The sequence below is a fragment of the Nonomuraea rosea genome (genome assembly GCF_039539705.1).
Classification (GTDB): Bacteria; Actinomycetota; Actinomycetes; order Streptosporangiales; family Streptosporangiaceae; genus Nonomuraea; species Nonomuraea rosea.
Genome location: NZ_BAABDQ010000018.1, coordinates 86,355 through 102,323, shown reverse-complemented (window position 1 = coordinate 102,323; position 15,969 = coordinate 86,355). Strand labels below are relative to the sequence as shown.

At 73.6% G+C, this 15,969-nt stretch carries 9 protein-coding genes; 3 read left to right on the top strand and 6 right to left on the bottom strand.

The genetic code is table 11. From position 1 onward, the window contains the following. Entirely contained in the window at positions 1-309 is a 309-nt protein-coding gene (locus ABEA43_RS34915; protein ID WP_345568637.1) for a cupin domain-containing protein, read from the bottom strand. Positions 310-380: 71 nt separating this feature from the next. On the opposite strand from ABEA43_RS34915, the gene ABEA43_RS34910 reads away from it, so the two are divergent. Together ABEA43_RS34910 and ABEA43_RS34905 are read left to right on the top strand one after the other, a co-directional pair. Further along, complete coding sequence (locus ABEA43_RS34910) at positions 381-1,334, top strand: GlxA family transcriptional regulator (protein ID WP_345568636.1); 954 nt, start codon at positions 381-383, stop codon at positions 1,332-1,334. A gap of 71 nt (positions 1,335-1,405) precedes the next feature. Then, positions 1,406-1,756 (top strand): ArsR/SmtB family transcription factor, encoded by a 351-nt coding sequence (locus tag ABEA43_RS34905; protein WP_345568634.1) that lies wholly within the window; start codon positions 1,406-1,408, stop codon positions 1,754-1,756. A gap of 59 nt (positions 1,757-1,815) precedes the next feature. Here the strand turns inward: ABEA43_RS34905 and ABEA43_RS34900 are convergent, their stop codons facing one another. The 3 genes from ABEA43_RS34900 to ABEA43_RS34890 form a co-directional block, all read right to left on the bottom strand. After that, on the bottom strand, positions 1,816-3,258 hold the full coding sequence (locus ABEA43_RS34900) for an MFS transporter (RefSeq protein WP_345568632.1): 1,443 nt from the start codon (positions 3,256-3,258) through the stop codon (positions 1,816-1,818). 72 nt (positions 3,259-3,330) lie between these two features. Beyond that, complete coding sequence (locus ABEA43_RS34895) at positions 3,331-3,819, bottom strand: MarR family winged helix-turn-helix transcriptional regulator (RefSeq protein WP_345568631.1); 489 nt, start codon at positions 3,817-3,819, stop codon at positions 3,331-3,333. Positions 3,820-3,982: 163 nt separating this feature from the next. Beyond that, positions 3,983-4,615: a LysE family translocator gene (locus ABEA43_RS34890; RefSeq protein WP_345568629.1), complete on the bottom strand. Its 633-nt coding sequence runs from the start codon at positions 4,613-4,615 to the stop codon at positions 3,983-3,985. 81 nt (positions 4,616-4,696) lie between these two features. On the opposite strand from ABEA43_RS34890, the gene ABEA43_RS34885 reads away from it, so the two are divergent. After that, positions 4,697-5,332, top strand: a complete 636-nt coding sequence (locus ABEA43_RS34885; protein WP_345568628.1) for a TetR/AcrR family transcriptional regulator — start codon at positions 4,697-4,699, stop codon at positions 5,330-5,332. A gap of 71 nt (positions 5,333-5,403) precedes the next feature. Here ABEA43_RS34885 and ABEA43_RS34880 read toward each other — a convergent pair whose 3' ends face one another. Together ABEA43_RS34880 and ABEA43_RS34875 are read right to left on the bottom strand one after the other, a co-directional pair. After that, positions 5,404-10,794 carry a non-ribosomal peptide synthetase/MFS transporter gene (locus tag ABEA43_RS34880; RefSeq protein WP_345568627.1) on the bottom strand — a complete coding sequence of 1,797 codons (5,391 nt, stop codon included), beginning with the start codon at positions 10,792-10,794 and terminating at the stop codon, positions 5,404-5,406. Further along, positions 10,791-15,923 carry an amino acid adenylation domain-containing protein gene (locus ABEA43_RS34875; protein ID WP_345568625.1) on the bottom strand — a complete coding sequence of 1,711 codons (5,133 nt, stop codon included), beginning with the start codon at positions 15,921-15,923 and terminating at the stop codon, positions 10,791-10,793. The genes ABEA43_RS34880 and ABEA43_RS34875 overlap by 4 nt, the downstream gene beginning before the upstream one ends. Positions 15,924-15,969: the final 46 nt, after the last annotated feature.

The window sequence follows — 15,969 nt, the reverse complement described above, 5'->3', positions numbered from 1 at the left end:
TCAGGCCGGCAGGTTGATGCCGAGCATGCGGGCCCCGATCTCGGTACGCGGCTGGTGGGAGCTACCCCGGGCGAGCACCACGTACGAGCCGGCGCCGTAGCGGACCTCGCCCTCGATGACCTCGCCGCTGAGCACGAAGTAGCGCTCCTCCCCCTCGTGCACGTCCACCTCCGGCCACTGGGTGCCGGGCGCGAAGTCGATGACCCAGCCGCGCGCGTGATCCGTCGCGGGCAGGCGCCGGCGCATGATGCCCGGCACGACCTCGACCGCTTCGACCTCGTCGATGTTGACGCTCTGTACCTCACTCATGCGCCCATGATCCAGCGGGCCGCATACGCCGGCCAAGTGTCGGAAATGACATCGATGAGTACTATTCCGCCATGCCCCCGCACCGCGTCGTCGCCCTGCTCCTGCCGCCGCAGTCCGTGTTCGAGCTGGGCTGCGCGGCGGAGGTCTTCGGCATGTCCCGTCCGGAGGTGGCCGACCGCTACGTGTTCGACACGTGCGCGGAAGCGCCGGGGCCGGTGCCGACGCTGGCCGGGTTCGACATCGCGGTGGCGGCGGGTCTGGGCGCGCTCGGCGAGGCCGACACCGTCGTGGTCCCCGGCTGGCAGCGCCGCTCCGAGCCGGCGTCGCCCGCCGTGCTGGACGCGCTGCGCCGGGCGCATCGCAGGGGCGCCCGGATCGTGGCCATCTGCTCGGGGGCGTTCCTGCTCGCGCAGGCGGGCCTGCTCGACGGCCGCAGGGCGACGACCCACTGGCGGATGGCGGCGGAGCTGGCCAGCCGCTTCCCCGGCGTCGAGGTCGACGCGGACGTCCTGTACGTCGATCACGGCGACGTCGCGACCAGCGCGGGCACGGCCGCGGGCATCGACCTGTGCCTGCATCTGGTACGCAGCGACTTCGGCGCCGCCTACGCGGCCCAGATCGCCCGGCACATGATCATGCCGCCGCACCGGGAGGGCGGGCAGCTCCAGTACGCCGCCACTCCCCCGGCCGGCGCGGGCGACCTTCTCGCGCCGCTGCTGGAGTGGGCCGCGGAGCACGTGGCCGACCCCCTGTCGGTCGAGGACCTGGCCGCGTACGCGGGCGTCTCGGCCCGTACGCTCACCCGCAGGTTCGCCGGGCAGCTCGGCACCAGTCCGGGGCAGTGGCTGCTCGCCCAGCGCATCGCGGCCGCCCGCGCCCTGCTGGAGGAGACGGACCTGCCGGTCGAGACCATCGCGGCGCGGGTCGGGCTGTCGTCGGCGGTCAACCTCCGGCGCAGGTTCCACGACGCCCTGCGCACCACCCCGGCCGCCTATCGCCGCGCGTTCCGGCTCGGGCCCCGATGACGCCGGGGAACGTGGTTCGGCGGCCGCCGTACCATGGCTGTGTTGTGCCGGTCGGTTGTGAGGAGCAGGTGATGGCGCGTCCGCGTACCCAGCCGCGCAGTGTGGAGCATCCCTCTCCGGAGGAGTGCTCGCTGCAGGCGGTGCTGGAGGCGCTGGCCGATCCGGTGCGGCGGATGGTGGTGAGCCAGCTCACGCGGGCCGGCGCGGATCTGAGCTGCGGGGCCTTCGACCTGCCGGTGTCGCGGTCGACGGCGACGCATCACTTCAGCGTGCTTCGGGAGGCGGGAGTGCTCAGGCAGTACTACGTGGGCACGACGAAGATGAACGCCCTGCGCGCCGAGGAGATGGAGGCGCGCTTCCCCGGGCTGCTGCGGGCGCTGGTGGCGGCCGAGGAACGCGAACACGCCGCGCCCGTCTCCTGACGCGTACGCATGCGGCAGCCCCGGACGCAGGTCCGGGGCTGCCGCGTTCGGGTCCCGCGTCAGGCGACCGGGACGGTCTCCCGCTCCTCCGCCGCGCGGCCTGCGGGGGCGGATGGGCGCAGGACGACGAGCCCGACGACGAAGGCCGCGGCGAGCAGTCCCGCCGAGATGGTGAAGGCCAGCTGGTAGCCGCCGGTCAGCGCGCTCGCCTGGCTCGCACCTGCGGCGCTCAGGAGCTCGCTGCGCGAGGCCGCCATCGTCGACAGCACCGCGACGCCGATGGCCATGCCGACCTGCTGGGTGGTGTTGAACAGCCCGGAGGCCAGGCCCGCGTCGCTCTCCTTGGCGCCGGACATGCCCAGCGTGGCCAGCGCGGGGAGCACCAGCCCGCCGCCCGAGATCAGCAGCATCGCCGGGAGCAGGTGGGTGACGTAGGCGGCCTGTACGGGGAGCTGGGTGAGCAGTCCCATCGCCACGACGAGGAGCACCAGGCCGGCCAGCAGGACCGCACGGGCGCCGAAGCGGGCGGCGAGCCGGGCGGAGGCGAACAGGGAGATCGAGCCGATGCCCACGGCGGCCGGGAGCATCGCCAGGCCGGTGTCGAGGGCGCCGTAGCCGAGGACCTTCTGCATGTAGAGCGCGACGAGCACCTGGAAGGCGAACATCCCCGACAGGGACAGCATCTGGGCCAGGTTGGCGCCGACGACGGTGCGCGAGCGCAGGATGCGCAGCGGCATGAGCGGGGTCCTGGCCGTGGCCTGCCGGACGACGAACCCGGCGAGCAGGGCCAGCGACACCGCGCCGAGTCCGAGGGTGTGGGCGCCGAGCCAGCCGTACTCCTCCACCTTGACGACCGTGTAGATGCCCAGCATGAGGCCGGAGGTGACCAGGACGGCCCCGAGGACGTCGGCGCCGGCGGCCAGGCCGCTGCCGCGGTCGGCGGGCAGCACCACGAGGGCCAGCGCGATGGTGAGCACGCCGATCGGCACGTTGACGAGGAAGATCCAGGGCCAGCTCAGGGCGTCGGTGAGCACCCCGCCGAGCACCTGGCCGATCGAGGCGCCGGCCGCGCCGGTGAAGCTGAAGACGGCGATCGCCTTGCCCCGTTCCCCGGGCTCGGTGAACAGCGTCACGAGGATGCCCAGGATGACGGCGGAGGCCATCGCGCTTCCGACGCCCTGCAGGAACCGGGCGGTGATCAGCATGCCGGGGCCGGTGGCCGCGCCCGCCAGCAGGGAGGCGGCGGTGAAGATCGCGTTTCCGGCCAGGAACATCTTCCTGCGGCCGATCAGGTCGCCCAGCCGCCCGGACAGGAGCAGCAGCCCGCCGAACGCGACGAGATAGGCGTTGACGATCCAGCTCAGCCCGGCGGGCGAGAAGCCCAGGTCCTGCTGGATGGCGGGCATCGCCACGGTGACGATGCTTCCGTCGAGGATGGTCATCAATCCGGCGGCGGACAGCACGCCCAGCGCGGTCCAGCGCGAGTTACGCAAGTACGACATGGTCTCTCCCGTTCAACGTCCTACGAGAGAGACCGTAGCAGATAGTTCCGTAATAGACGATCCTCTTCGGACCTACTTTGCGCGCTCTCGTGCCCTGCGCACCTGCTGCGGCCCTTCCTCGGGGGCCGCGAGATGCCCGCTCACCAGCCGGTTCAGGGCGCGGACCAGGACTTCGCGCTCGTCGTCCGGGAGTGTGCCGAGCGCCGAGCGGTGCACGCCGTCCACGATCTCCTGGCTGCGCCGGGCGACCTCCGCGCCCTCGCCGGTGACCGCGATGATCCGCGCGCGGCGGTCGGTGCTGGACGGGCGGCGCTCGGCGTACCCGGCCTTCTCCAGCGCGTCGACGGTCACCACCATGGTGGTCTTGTCCATGTCGCCCAGCTCGGCGAGCTGGATCTGGGTACGCTCCTTCTCCAGCGCGTGGACCAGCACGCAGTGCATGCGCGGCGTCAGGCCGATCTCGGCCAGCGCCGCCGCCATCTGGGAACGCAGCACATGGCTGGTGTGGTCGAGCAGGAAGGACAGGTCGGTTTCCGTACGGGTGGGAGCCATCGCGGTCATGCCACCCAGCCTACCCAATATGGTTTTGGGGCAGATTATCTGCGACCGGATCGTTCCGGGACCGCGCGTTCGACGCGACGAGAGGGCGATGACATGTCCCAGGGCCGACGGAGAGCCGCTGGGCGGGACGACGCTCACGTACGCGGCCTCGCTCCGGTCGCGGTCACCGTTCGACGGCCAGCTTCACCCCAAGACCGATGAAGATGCCGCCCGTGGCGACGTTGATCCGGCGGCGGGCGGCCTGCCTGCGGCGCAGCCAGCCGCCGATGCGCCCGGCCAGCACGCCGACGGTGCCGTCCACCGCGAACTCCAGCACGATCAGGATCGCGCCCAGGATCACGAACTGCAGCCAGACCTGGCCCAGCTCAGGATTGACGAACTGGGGGAGGAAGGCGATGGTGAAGGTCACCATCTTCGGGTTCAGCAGGTTCGTCAGCATGCCGCTGGCGAACGCGCGGCGTCCCGACAGCCCCTCGCGGGCCACGGGCACCTCGTCCTCGACGCCCTTGCGGTTGCGCAGCATCTGGACGCCCAGGTAGATCAGGTAGGCGGCGCCCACGAGGCGTACGACGGTGAAGGCCACCGGCACCGCCTCGAACAGCGCCGCCAGACCGGCCGCCGCCACGGCGACGTGCACGGTCTCGCTCGCCGCCACCCCGGCCGTGGCGAGCAGCCCGGCCCGCGCGCCGCCCCGCATGCCGCAGCCGAGCACGAAGAGCATGTCAGGGCCCGGCGTGATCATGGCGATCATCGTGGTCACCGTGAAGAGGGCGAGCAGATGCGTGTCGATGGGCATGGCTCAGGATCCTGCCACGCGGCCGGAGGCCAGCGCATCGGGGGTTCAACGTATCTTTGCTATGGGGGTAAGATTTTCTTCATGAGCATCGAGACGATGGGGCTTCGCGAGTCCAAGAAGCGCGAGACGCGCCAGTCGATCTCCGACCACGCGACCCGGCTGTTCCTGGAGCACGGCTTCGAGGACACGACGATCGCCGAGATCGCGGCGGCGGCCAGGGTCGCGAAGAAGACGGTCACCAACTACTTCCCGCACAAGGAAGACCTGGCCTTCGACCATCACGAGGAGTTCGTCGCGAGCCTGGCCGACGCCGTGCGATCCCGCGCCCCGGGCGAGTCGGCGCTGGCGGCGCTCCGCCGTGTCTTCACCGCCTCCATCGAGGCCCACGACCCGGTCGCGGGGTTCGCGGGCCCGGACTTCGTCCAGATGATCGCGAAGAGCCCCACCCTGACGAACCGCCTGCGCGACCTGCACGACCTGCGCGAGGAGGCCCTGGAGGGCGTCCTGGCCGACGCGACCGGGGCGGAGCCGGGGGGCATCGCCCCGCGCGCCGCCGCCGCCCTGCTCGGGACCGCGCACCGCGTCCTGTTCGGGCGGATCCAGGAGCTGACGCTCGCGGGAGAGGACGACGCGCGGATCGCCGCCGTCGTCTCCGGCGCGGCGGAGCAGGTCTTCGACCTGCTGGAGCCGGCACTCGGCGGCTACGCCACCGCCTGACCGCCACAGGCCCGCTCAGGCCTGCGCACAGGCCCGCTCAGGCCGGCGCACAGACCTGAGCGGGCTCGCGGTCAGGCCGGGACGCCGCGGGTGAGCTCCTTGTCGGCGGCCTCCTGTACGCCGTCGAGGTCGTCGGCGATCTCCGCGCCCGCCACCGCGTCCGGCAGGTCGTCCTCCATCCGCCGCAGCGGCCGGTACCACAGCCCCAGGCCGCCCCACAGCACCAGCAGCGCGCCCGTGACGGCGAGGAGCAGCCCGACGCCCCGGCCGGGGCCGACGCCGACGAGGTCCGCGACGACCGTGCCGTCCAGCGCCCCGCCCGGCTCCAGCAGCGGGCCGAACAGGTCCGACAGCGGCGGCGCGGTGAGGAAGGCCAGCGGCGTCATGGACACCGCCAGCATCTGGTTCGTGGCCAGCACCCGGCCCTGCAGCTCCAGCCCCACCTTGAGCTGGATGATCGACAGCCAGTGCGCGTTCAGGATGCTGAGGAACATCCACGACAGCAGGCCGCCGGCCGCCGCCAGGGCGACCGACGGGCGCAGCCCGATCAGCAGGATGCCGAACCCGAAGCCGCTGACGAAGCCGACCATGCCGAGGGCGCGGCGCTCCGTACCGCCCCAGAAGACCATGACCAGCGCCCCGAGCACGGCGCCGAGTCCCTGCGCCGCGGTCACCGTGCCGACGGCGGCCACGTCGCCGAACGACGCGAGCGTGGGCACGGTCACCGCGAGGGCGAGCATCCCGAGGTAGTTCTCCACGACGAAGAACCCGATCATGATCATCAGCGGCCGCCGCCGCACGAGGAACCGCCAGCCACCCGCCACGGCCTGCGTGAACGTCTCCTCCATCCGCCGGAACAGCCGATCGGGGAAGCGCACCAGCAGCAGCGTCGACAGGCCGGCGACGAAGGTGACGATGTTCACCGCCACCACGCCGTGCACCCCGATCAGCGTGATCAGCGCCGCCCCGCCCAGCGGGGCGATCAGCATGCCGACGCCGGTGCCGAGGTTCGCGACCGCGTTGGCCTGCATCAGGTACGGCTTGGGCACGAGCTGGGCCACCGCCGCCAGGTACGCGGGCCGGTGGAACGCCGTCACCAGCGACAGCAGACCCGAGACGGCCCCGACCTGCCACACCTCCAGCCGGCCGGCGATCAGCAGGGCCACCAGCGCGGCGGTCGCGACGGCGGACACCGCGTCGCAGGCCAGCATCACCAGGCGGCGGTCCATCCGGTCCGCGAGCGCGCCGCCGAGCGGGGAGGCCAGCAGCGACGGCAGCGTGGCCAGCATCGAGACCAGCGCGTAGTCCGACACCCGCCCGCTCTCCTGGTAGGCCCACACGCCGAGGGCGAACGAGGTGAGCGCGCTGCCCAGCAGCGACGCGGTCTGACCGGCCGCCACGGTGTAGAAGCGGCGCAGGTCCCTGCGGGCGCGCTCGCCGACCACCTCCACGTCGGCGACCGGCTCGGGCACCCGGCCCGCCGCCCAGTCCCCGAGGTGCGCGTCGATCAGCTCGGCCAGGCCCGTGGCCTGGTGCTTGATGAAGTAGTGGCCCGCTCGCGGGATCGTGGCGAGCTCCACCCGCTCCGCGAACGCGCCCCACTCCCGGTAGCGCTCCTGGTACAGCTCGGTGGAGCGGTCGCGCTCGCCGATCACGCACAGCACGGGCGCCGCCAGCTTGCGCGCGCCCGCCGCGGCCAGCTCGCCGCTGAACCAGGCCTGCGCCTCCTCCACGTCGTGCCGCAGGCCGCGCAGCATGATCGAGGTGTCGCCGGTGTCCTCGTCGAGGGCGCCCAGCGTACGCAGGAAGTCGCGTTGCGACCGGTCGGACGACCACCTGTTCGCCGGGAACTTGCGGTTCCACCAGGCGGAGAGCCGGCCGGGCAGCCGGGCGTCGGGGAAGCTGCCGCCGACGAACAGCCCGGCCACGGGCACGCCCGACTCCTCCAGGCGCAGCGCCAGCTCGGTGGCCGTGGCCGAGCCCACGCAGTGCCCGTACAGCGCGACGGGCCCGGTGCTCAGCGGGGCCAGCTCCGCCACCACCTGATCGGCCAGCTCCGGCAGCGTGAGCATCGCCTCCTCCGGCCGCGCCGGGTCGTGTCCCGGCAGCTCGACGGCCAGCACCGCGGTGCCGGGATGCCGGGCCGCCAGCTCGGTGGCGAGCGGCCCGTATGCGGCGGCCGAGCCGCCGCCGTAGGGCACGCACAGCACGGTACGGGTGGCCACCGCGGGTCCCGCCAGCCGGTGCAGCAGGCCGGGGGTCGCGGCGTCGCCCGAGTCGAGATGAGCGGCCAGCTCGCGCACGGTCGGCCGGGTGAACAGGTCGATCACGCGCAGCGCCGGATCGATCTCCCTGACCGCGCGCACCGCCATGAACGAGTCGCCGCCGAGGGCGAAGAAGTCGTCGTCCACGCCGAAGTCGCCGGTGCCGAGCACGCTCGCCCAGATCGCGGCGATCCGCTCCTCGACCGGCGTGCTCGGAGCGACCCGCACGGCCGCCGCGGCCACCTCCGGGACGGGCAGCGCGGCCCGGTCCACCTTGCCGAGCGGGGTGAGCGGCAGCGAGTCGAGGACGACGATGGCCGGCGGCACCATGTACTCGGGCAGCCGCTCCCGCAGACCGGCCCGGACCGCCGCGAGATCCACGGTGGCGGGCGCGATCCACGCGGCCAGCCGGCGGTTGTGCGCCTCGCCGACCGGCAGCACCGCCGCCTCCAGCACGCCCGGCTGGTCGTGCAGCGCGGCCTTGACCTCGCCCAGCTCCACCCGGAACCCGCGGATCTTGACCTGGTCGTCGACCCGTCCCAGGAACTCGACCAGGCCGTCGGCGTTGAGCCGTACCCGGTCGCCGGTGCGGTAGCACCTGGTGGCGCCGGTGACCGGGTCGGGCACGAAGCGCTCCGCGGTCAGGTCGGGGCGGCCCAGATAGCCGCGAGCCAGGCTCGGCCCGCCGATCCACAGGTCGCCGGGCACGCCCGCGGGCAGCGGCCGGCCGGCCGGGTCCACCACGTAGCAGTCCACGTTCGCCAGCGGCCGGCCCAGCGGGACGGCGGCGGATCCGGTGGGCGTCAGCGGTGCGGCGCAGCTCAGCACCGACACCGTCGTCTCCGTGGGGCCGCAGTGGATCTGCAGCTCCAGGCCCGGCCGGGCGGCCCTGATCCGCTCGGCGAGCTCCCACGAGGTCGCCTCGCCGGCCAGGATGAGCAGCTTCGACGGCAGCATGCGGGACAGGTCGCCGTGCGCCGCCAGCAGCTCCAGGTGGCTGGGCACCATCTTGATCACCTCGACCGGGTGGGCGGCGAGGTAGGCGGTGTACGCGTCGGGGTCGGTGGCGGTGTCCTGGTCCACCAGGTGCACGGCGGTGCCGCTGACGAGCGCCCCGAACAGGCAGGTCATCACCAGGTCCGAGGCCATCGTGGAGACCACGCCCCAGGAGGCGTGCGTGCCGTCGATGCGTTCGGCCACGGCGCGCAGGTAGTGCAGGACGGCCCGGTGCTCCACCGCCGCGCCCTTCGGCCGTCCGGTCGAGCCGGACGTGAACAGCACGTGGGCCAGGTGCGCGGGCGAGACCGCCACCTCCGGCGAGGTCTCCGGCAGATCCTGGGCCAGTACGTCCTCCAGGACCAGCGCGCCGGGCACCCGCTGCGCCAGCGCCCGTTCCGCCAGCACCAGCCGGGCCCCGCAGGACACCATGTACGCCAGCCGGTCGTCCGGATAGGCCGGTTCGAGCGGCATGTACGCCGCGCCCGACTTGAGCACGCCCAGGATCGCGGGGACCAGGGGCGCGTGGCGTTCGGCGAGGATGCCGACCACGTCGTCGGCTCCGACACCGGCCGCGAGCAGCCGGTGCGCGATCCGGTTGGCCTGCCGGTCGGCCTCCCCGTACGTCAGGGTGCCGGCCGGGTCGCTGACCGCGACGGCGTCCGGCGTGCGCGCCGCCCAGTCCTCGAAGAAGGCGTGCACCGGCCTGGACAGGTCGTACTCGCGGCGCGGGCCCGCGACCAGCGGGCCGGTGACCGGCTCCAGCGGCACCGCGCCGGCCGGCGAGTCGAGCGCGCCGAGCAGGCCGTCGAGCAGCGTCACGTACCAGCCGGCCAGCCGCCGGGCCGTGGCCGCGTCGAACAGGTCGGCGCGATAGGCCAGCGAGCCCTCGTACCCGTCGCCGGCGTTGGCCAGGGCCAGGTTGAGGTCGTACTTGACCTTCCGCAGCGGCGGCTCGAACACCTCGGCGTCCAGCCCGGGGAAGCGCGGCGGCTCCGGCCTGGTGTCCACGACGTTCAGCACGGCCTGGAAGACGGGGGTGGCGGCCAGGCTCCGTTCCGGGTGCAGCACCTCCACCACGCGCTCGAACTGCGTCTCCCGATGCGCGAACGCCTCCAGCGCGGTGTCGCGGGCCCTGGCCAGCAGCTCGCGGCCCGTGGGGTCGCCCGTCCTGTCGCCGCGCATGACCAGCGTGTTGACGAAGCAGCCGAGCATCTTCTCGGTGTCGGGGTGCAGGCGGCCCGCCTCCAGGACGCCCACCGGCACGTCGTCGGTGCCCGAGACCCGGCCGAGCAGCTCCTGCCATCCGGCCAGCAGCACCATGAACGGCGTGCCGCCGAGCTCGGCCGCCGCCGCCCGTACCCGGGCCGCGAGCTCGGGGCCGAGCCGTACGGGCACCTCGCCACCCGACCAGTCGGCGACGGCCGGGCGCGGACGGTCGGAGGGCAGGTCGAGCACCGGTTCGAGGCCGGCCAGCCGGTCGGTCCACCAGGTCACGTCGCCCTCGGGCTGCGCGGCCAGCCACTGCGCGTAGTCGGCGTACTGCACGCGCGGCTCGGGCGGCCCCTCGGCCAGGCCCAGCCCGGCGGTGTAGAGCGCGGCCAGCTCGGCCATCGCCACGTCCCTGGACCAGGCGTCGAAGGCGATGTGGTGCACGGTCAGCAGCAGCACGTGCTCGTCGTCGTCCAGGCGGAAGAGCACGGCCCGCGCCGGCGGCTCGGCGTCCAGCGCGAACGGCCGGTACGCCTCCTCCTCCAGCCGCACCGCCAACGCCTCCCGGCCGCCCGGACCCCCTGCCGGCGGCTCCCGTTCGGCCAGGGCTTTGGGTGCCGGTGGTGCCTGGCCGGTCAGGTCCTCGACGGTGATCGGCACCAGCTCGGGGCCGACCACGGCGGTGCCGTCCTGATGGACGAGGGTGCGCAGCACCTCGTGCCGCTCGGCCAGCTCCCGTACGGCGGCCAGCAGCGCCGCCGTGTCGAGGGGTCCGCGCAGCCGGAGCGCCGTCGGCACGTTGTACGCGCCCCGATCCTCCGGCTCGGCGAGCTGGTCGAGGAACCACAGCCGCGCCTGCGCGGGCGACGGCGCCGTGGCCGAGCCCTCCGCCCTGGCGGGGATGCCGGGCACGGTACGGGCCGCGGCCCGGCGGGCGGCGGCCAGCCGTACCGCGAGCCGGTCATTCAGGCTCTGCCGGGTCTCCGTCATCGGCCCTCCTCCAGCTCCGCGACCAGCAGCTCCTCGATCGCCACGGCGAACGTCGCCAGCACCGGCCGCTCGAACAGCAGCCGCACCGGCACCTCCAGCGCCAGCGCCTCCTTGAGCCGCGCGGTCACCAGCATGGCCGCCAGCGAATGGCCGCCCACGGCGAAGAAGTCGTCGTCCACGCCGACCGCCTCCAGGCCGAGCACCGCCTGCCAGACGTCGGCGACGAGCAGCTCGGCGTCACTGCCCGGCGGGACGGGCGGCCGGCCGGCCGCGCGGTCCGGTTTGGGCAGCGCACCCCTGTCGACCTTGCCCGACGAGGTGGTGGGCAGCCGGTCGAGGCTGATCCACTGGCGCGGAACCATGTACTCGGGCAGGTGCTCCCGCAGCGCGGCCTCCACCTCGGCGGTCTCCATCCCGGCCGCGTCCGGGGCGCCGACCAGGTAGCCGACGAGGTGCTCGCCATGCACGGCGACGGCCGCGTCGGGCACGCTCTCGCGCAGCGCCGCCTCGATCTCGCCCAGCTCGATCCGGTGGCCGCGGATCTTCACCTGCTGGTCGCGGCGGCCGAGGAAGTCGAGCGTCCCGTCGGGACGCCAGCACGCCAGGTCGCCGGTACGGTAGCGCCGCTCCCCCGGGGCCAGCGGGTCGTCCGCGAACGTCGCGACGGACAACCCGCGATACCCCCTGGCCACGCCGGAGCCACCGATCCACAGCTCGCCCGGGACACCCGGCGGGACGAGGCGGCCCTCCTGGTCCAGCACGTAGGCCCGCTCGCCCGGCAGCGGCCCGCCGATGGACACGCTGTCACCGACGGGGGTCCCGATCCTGGTCATGGTGGAGTAGACGGTCGTCTCGGTGGGCCCGTAGGAGTTCCACAGCTCGCCCACCCTGACCAGCAGCTCGCCGGCCAGCGCCGGGTCGAGGACCTCGCCGATGCTGACCACCCGCACCCGGTCGCCGCCCTCCCAGCCGGCGGCGACGAGCATGCGCAGCGTGGTGGGGGTGGCGGTGAACAACGTGACGCCCGCCCCGTCGATGCGCGCGGCGACAGCGTGACCGTCCACGGCGCCGGCGCGGTCGAGCATTTCCAGCCGGAGCCCGTTGCACAGGCTCACCCACAGGTCGAAGCCGAACACGTCGAAGGAGAACGGGGTGAGGCCGAGCATGACGTCGTCGTCGCGGACGCCGGGGGTGATCCGCATGGCGGCCACGAAAGCGGTCAAGTTCGCGTGCGTGACCTCGACACCCTTGGGGCGGCCGGTCGAGCCGGAGGTGTAGAGCACATAGGCCAGATCGCCGGGCACGGTGGCAGGCGGCGTGGCGGGCTGCGCACCCGGGACGGCCTGACCCAGGACGGCCTGACCCAGAGCGGACTGACCCAGGGCGGCCAGGTCGAGGACGGTCGCGCCGGTGGCTCCGGCCAGCTCGCGGGCGGTCTGGAGGGTGTCCCCGGCAGCGAGCACCACGGTGGCGCCGGAGTCGGCGAGCTGGTGCCGCAGCCGCTCGGCCGGGTGGTCGGGTTCGAGCGGCACGTAGGCCGCGCCGGCCCTCGCCACGCCGACGAGCGCGGCGGGCAGGTGCCTGTCACGCGGAAGGCACACGCCCACAACGCGACCACCCCCGCCTTCGCCGCCGGGCACGTCGGCCGGTGCGGCCGGATGGGCGGCGAACGTGTCGTGCAGGGCGGCGGCGACGCGGGCCGAGACCTCCGCCAGCTCGGCGTAGGTCAGCTCACCCGCCCCGTCCGCGACCGCGACCCGCCCGGGGTGGCGGACCGCGTGCTCCAGCACCTCGTGTACGACGGTCGCCGAGCCGGGCTCGGGCAGTGGCGCGCCGCCGCCCCAGGCCAGCAGCGTGGCCCGCTCGTCCGCGGTGACCAGCTCGAACGCCGACAAGGGCAGGTCCGGCCCGGCCACCGCGGCTTCGAGCAACCGCATGAGCCGGTCGGCGAACGATTCAGCTTCTTCCCGGGTGAAGTGGTCGATGTCGTACTCGACCTGGATCTCGACGCCCTCCACCGTGGTGTTCACGAACAGCGTGTACGGCGCCTGCGCACCCCCGCCGCTCAGCTCGCCGAGCAGCTCCACGGTGCGCCCGTCCCGCTCCAGCCGCACCGGTACGGCGGGCGGCTGGTAGGACAGCACGACGGGAGTGAGCATCGTGCCACGGGGACGCCCGATGCCGGAGACGGCCAGCCGTTCCTCGGGCGCCAGGCCGATGTGGTCGAGCGACCGGGTCGTGGCGGCCGCCGCCTGCGTGATGGCCCGGCGTACGGACAGGCGGCCGTCGAGGCGCAGCCGTACGGGAAGCACGTCGACGAGCGGGCCGACGAGACCTTCCAGCTCGGGGTGGGCGCGGTCGGCGACCGCCGCGCCGAGCAGCACGTCGGGACGGTCGGTCTGGGCCGCCACCAGCAGGCCGAGCACGGTGAAGTAGACCGCGAACGGGGTCGTGCCGGTCGCCGCCGCCAGCTCCCCCACCCCGGCGGCCGTCTGCGCCGGCACGCTCCGCATCAGGCGGGCGCCGCGGAAACGGCTGGGACCGTTCTGGGCGCGGGCCGACAGATCGTACGGGGGCTCCGCGCCGGCCAGCTCCTCCGCCCAGAAGGCGCGCAGCCGTTCCGTCCTCGCGTGGTCCGCGGCCAGCTCCTGCTCCAGCAGGGCGATGTCACCGACCTGCACGGGCTGCTCCGCGACGACGCCGGTAAGCGCCGCCATGAGCGCCGCGTTGGACCAGCCGTCGTAGGCGGTGTGGTCGGTGACCACGACCAGCTCCGCCACCCGCCCGGCCGGATGCCCGGCGGCTACACCGGCCGTCTGCTGGGTGGCTTGCCCAGCCGTCTGCCCAGCGGCCGGCCCGGGGGTTTGCTCGGTGGTCTGATCGTCGTGCCAGAGCAGGGCGGCGCGTAGGAGCGGGACGTCGGCGGACAGGTCGAAGCCGTGGACCGCGAGGCGCTCGGCCAGGCCGGGGGCGTTGCGGTGCTCCTCCAGCGGGACCGGCGCCGGCGCCCGTACCTCTGCCATGGGCTCGCCGTCCGGGCCGGTCACCGTGACGGTGCGCAGGACCTCGTGTTCGCGGACCAGCGCGTTCAGGGCGAGCCGGACGGGCTCGGCCGAGTCGAGGCCGGTCAGGCGCAGGCGGAAGGCGAGCGTCGTGGCGTTCTGGGTGCGGCTGACCTCGCGCAGCAGCCACATGCCGTGCTGTGCGGCCGTGAGCGGGTACCGGTCCCTGCCCGAATGGCGGGTCAGCCGGGGCGCGGCGCTCCCGGGAGCCGCGGCCTGGGCGGCGGCCACCACGAGCGGGGCCAGCTCGGCGATCGTGGGCCGGCCCAGGAACGTGGTGAGCGCCACCCGCGCGCCCAGCTCACGTTCGATGACCGCACAGATGCGGGCGGCGGCCAGCGACTCGCCGCCGAGGTCGATGAAATGGTGGTGGACGCCGACCTGCTCCACCCCGAGCACCGCACCGACGATCTCGGCGAGCCGCCGCTCGGTGTCGTCACGCGGCGCGACGTAGGGGCCGAGCTCGGGGGCGAACTCCAGCGTGGGGAGCGCGGCCCGGTCGACCTTTCCTGTGGGGCCGAGCGGGATGCGTTCCATGAGGGCGATCCTGGACGGCACCATGTAGTCGGGCAGCCGGTCGCGCATCCACTCACGCAACCCGGCTTCGGTCAGCCCGCTTGAAGGCACTTCGGACGAAGACCGCCCAGCCGAAGACAGTTCGGCCGGCTGCGGCTCGGACGGCACCGGCTCAGACGGTTTCGCCCCAGACGGCACCGGACCGGACGGCACCGGCTCGGACGGTTGGACGTAGGCGACCAGTCGCCGCACTCCCCGCGCGTCGTCCTGGGTGAGGACCACCGCGTGGTTCACGCCCGGGTGCCGGGTCAGGCTGCCCTGCACCTCCCCCAGCTCCACCCGGAACCCGGCCACCTTGACCTGGTCGTCGTTACGGCCCGCGTAAGAGCAGATGCCGTCCTCGCGGCGGACGAGGTCGCCGGTGCGGTAGTGGCGTACGCCTTCCTCGTCGGTCACGAACCGTTCGGCGGTCAGCGCCGGCCGGTTCAGGTAACCCCGGCCGACCAGCGGCCCCGCCACCCACAGCTCACCGATCTCGCCGTCGGCCAGCGTCCGTCCCTCGGGGTCGCGGACGGTGAGCACCGAGCCGGCGTACGCCGAGCCGATCGGCGGCTCGCCGTCCTCGTCGCGCAGCACCTCGTGGGAGGTGCAGGTGACCGTGCATTCGGTCGGCCCGTATACGTTTACAACGCGGCGTACGCCGGGGTTGGCGTAGATACGATCGGCCAAAGCCCTGGTGAGCGGCTCGCCACCGGCGATCACCATGCGGACCCCGGTGGGCAACGGCTCGCTCAGCAGCGCGACCAGCGCGGACGGGGCGCCGTAGACGGTGCTCACCTCGTCGCGGGCCGGAAGCGCCGACAGGGCCAGCAGGTTGTCGGCCACGATCACGGTCCCGCCGCAGAGCAGCGGGAGGAACATCTGGGTCACCGAGGGGTCGAAGCACACCGAGGTGGCGAACAGCATGCCGCCCAGCTCGTCCTGGTACCGGGTGGCCTCGTGACGGAGCAGCGCCATGACGTTGCGGTGCTCGACGATCACGCCCTTGGGGCGGCCGGTGGAGCCGGAGGTGTAGATCACGTACGCGGCGTCCGACCCAGCGGCATCCGGGCTCGAAGGGCCCGATCCCGCAGCGGCCGAAGGCAGCGACTCGATCAGCAGGGCCGCGGCGCCCGAGGCCCGGAGTACGGCCTCCTGCCGGCAGGCCACCGGCTCCGAGGTGATCAGGTGCGCCATCCCCGCGTCCGCCGCGATGAACTCCAGCCGATCCGCCGGATAGGCCGGATCCAGCGGCACGTAGGCCGCCCCCGCCCGCCACACGCCCAGCAGGGCCGCGATCAGCCAGTCGTCCCTGTCCAGGCACACGCCCACGGAGTCGCCTCGCCCCGCGCCCCGGCCGCGTAACTCGCCGGCGATCCGCTCGGCGCGGGCGTCCAGCTCGGCATAGGTCACCCGCGTCTCACCCGCCACCACGGCGACTCGATCAGGGGTACGCCGCACCTGATCCGCGAAGGCCTCGTGGACTCGATCCCTCTCCTGGCTGCCTGTCACCAGCGAACTCCCCCGTACGACTGAATTGATCGCGGCAAGGGTCGCA

Coding starts and splice junctions, on each gene's coding strand:
- ABEA43_RS34900 (WP_345568632.1), bottom strand. CDS start 3,258: ATGTCGTACTTGCGTAACTCGCGCTGGACCGCGCTGGGCGTGCTGTCC.
- ABEA43_RS34915 (WP_345568637.1), bottom strand. CDS start 309: ATGAGTGAGGTACAGAGCGTCAACATCGACGAGGTCGAAGCGGTCGAG.
- ABEA43_RS34905 (WP_345568634.1), top strand. CDS start 1,406: ATGGCGCGTCCGCGTACCCAGCCGCGCAGTGTGGAGCATCCCTCTCCG.
- ABEA43_RS34910 (WP_345568636.1), top strand. CDS start 381: ATGCCCCCGCACCGCGTCGTCGCCCTGCTCCTGCCGCCGCAGTCCGTG.
- ABEA43_RS34880 (WP_345568627.1), bottom strand. CDS start 10,794: ATGACGGAGACCCGGCAGAGCCTGAATGACCGGCTCGCGGTACGGCTG.
- ABEA43_RS34895 (WP_345568631.1), bottom strand. CDS start 3,819: ATGACCGCGATGGCTCCCACCCGTACGGAAACCGACCTGTCCTTCCTG.
- ABEA43_RS34890 (WP_345568629.1), bottom strand. CDS start 4,615: ATGCCCATCGACACGCATCTGCTCGCCCTCTTCACGGTGACCACGATG.
- ABEA43_RS34885 (WP_345568628.1), top strand. CDS start 4,697: ATGAGCATCGAGACGATGGGGCTTCGCGAGTCCAAGAAGCGCGAGACG.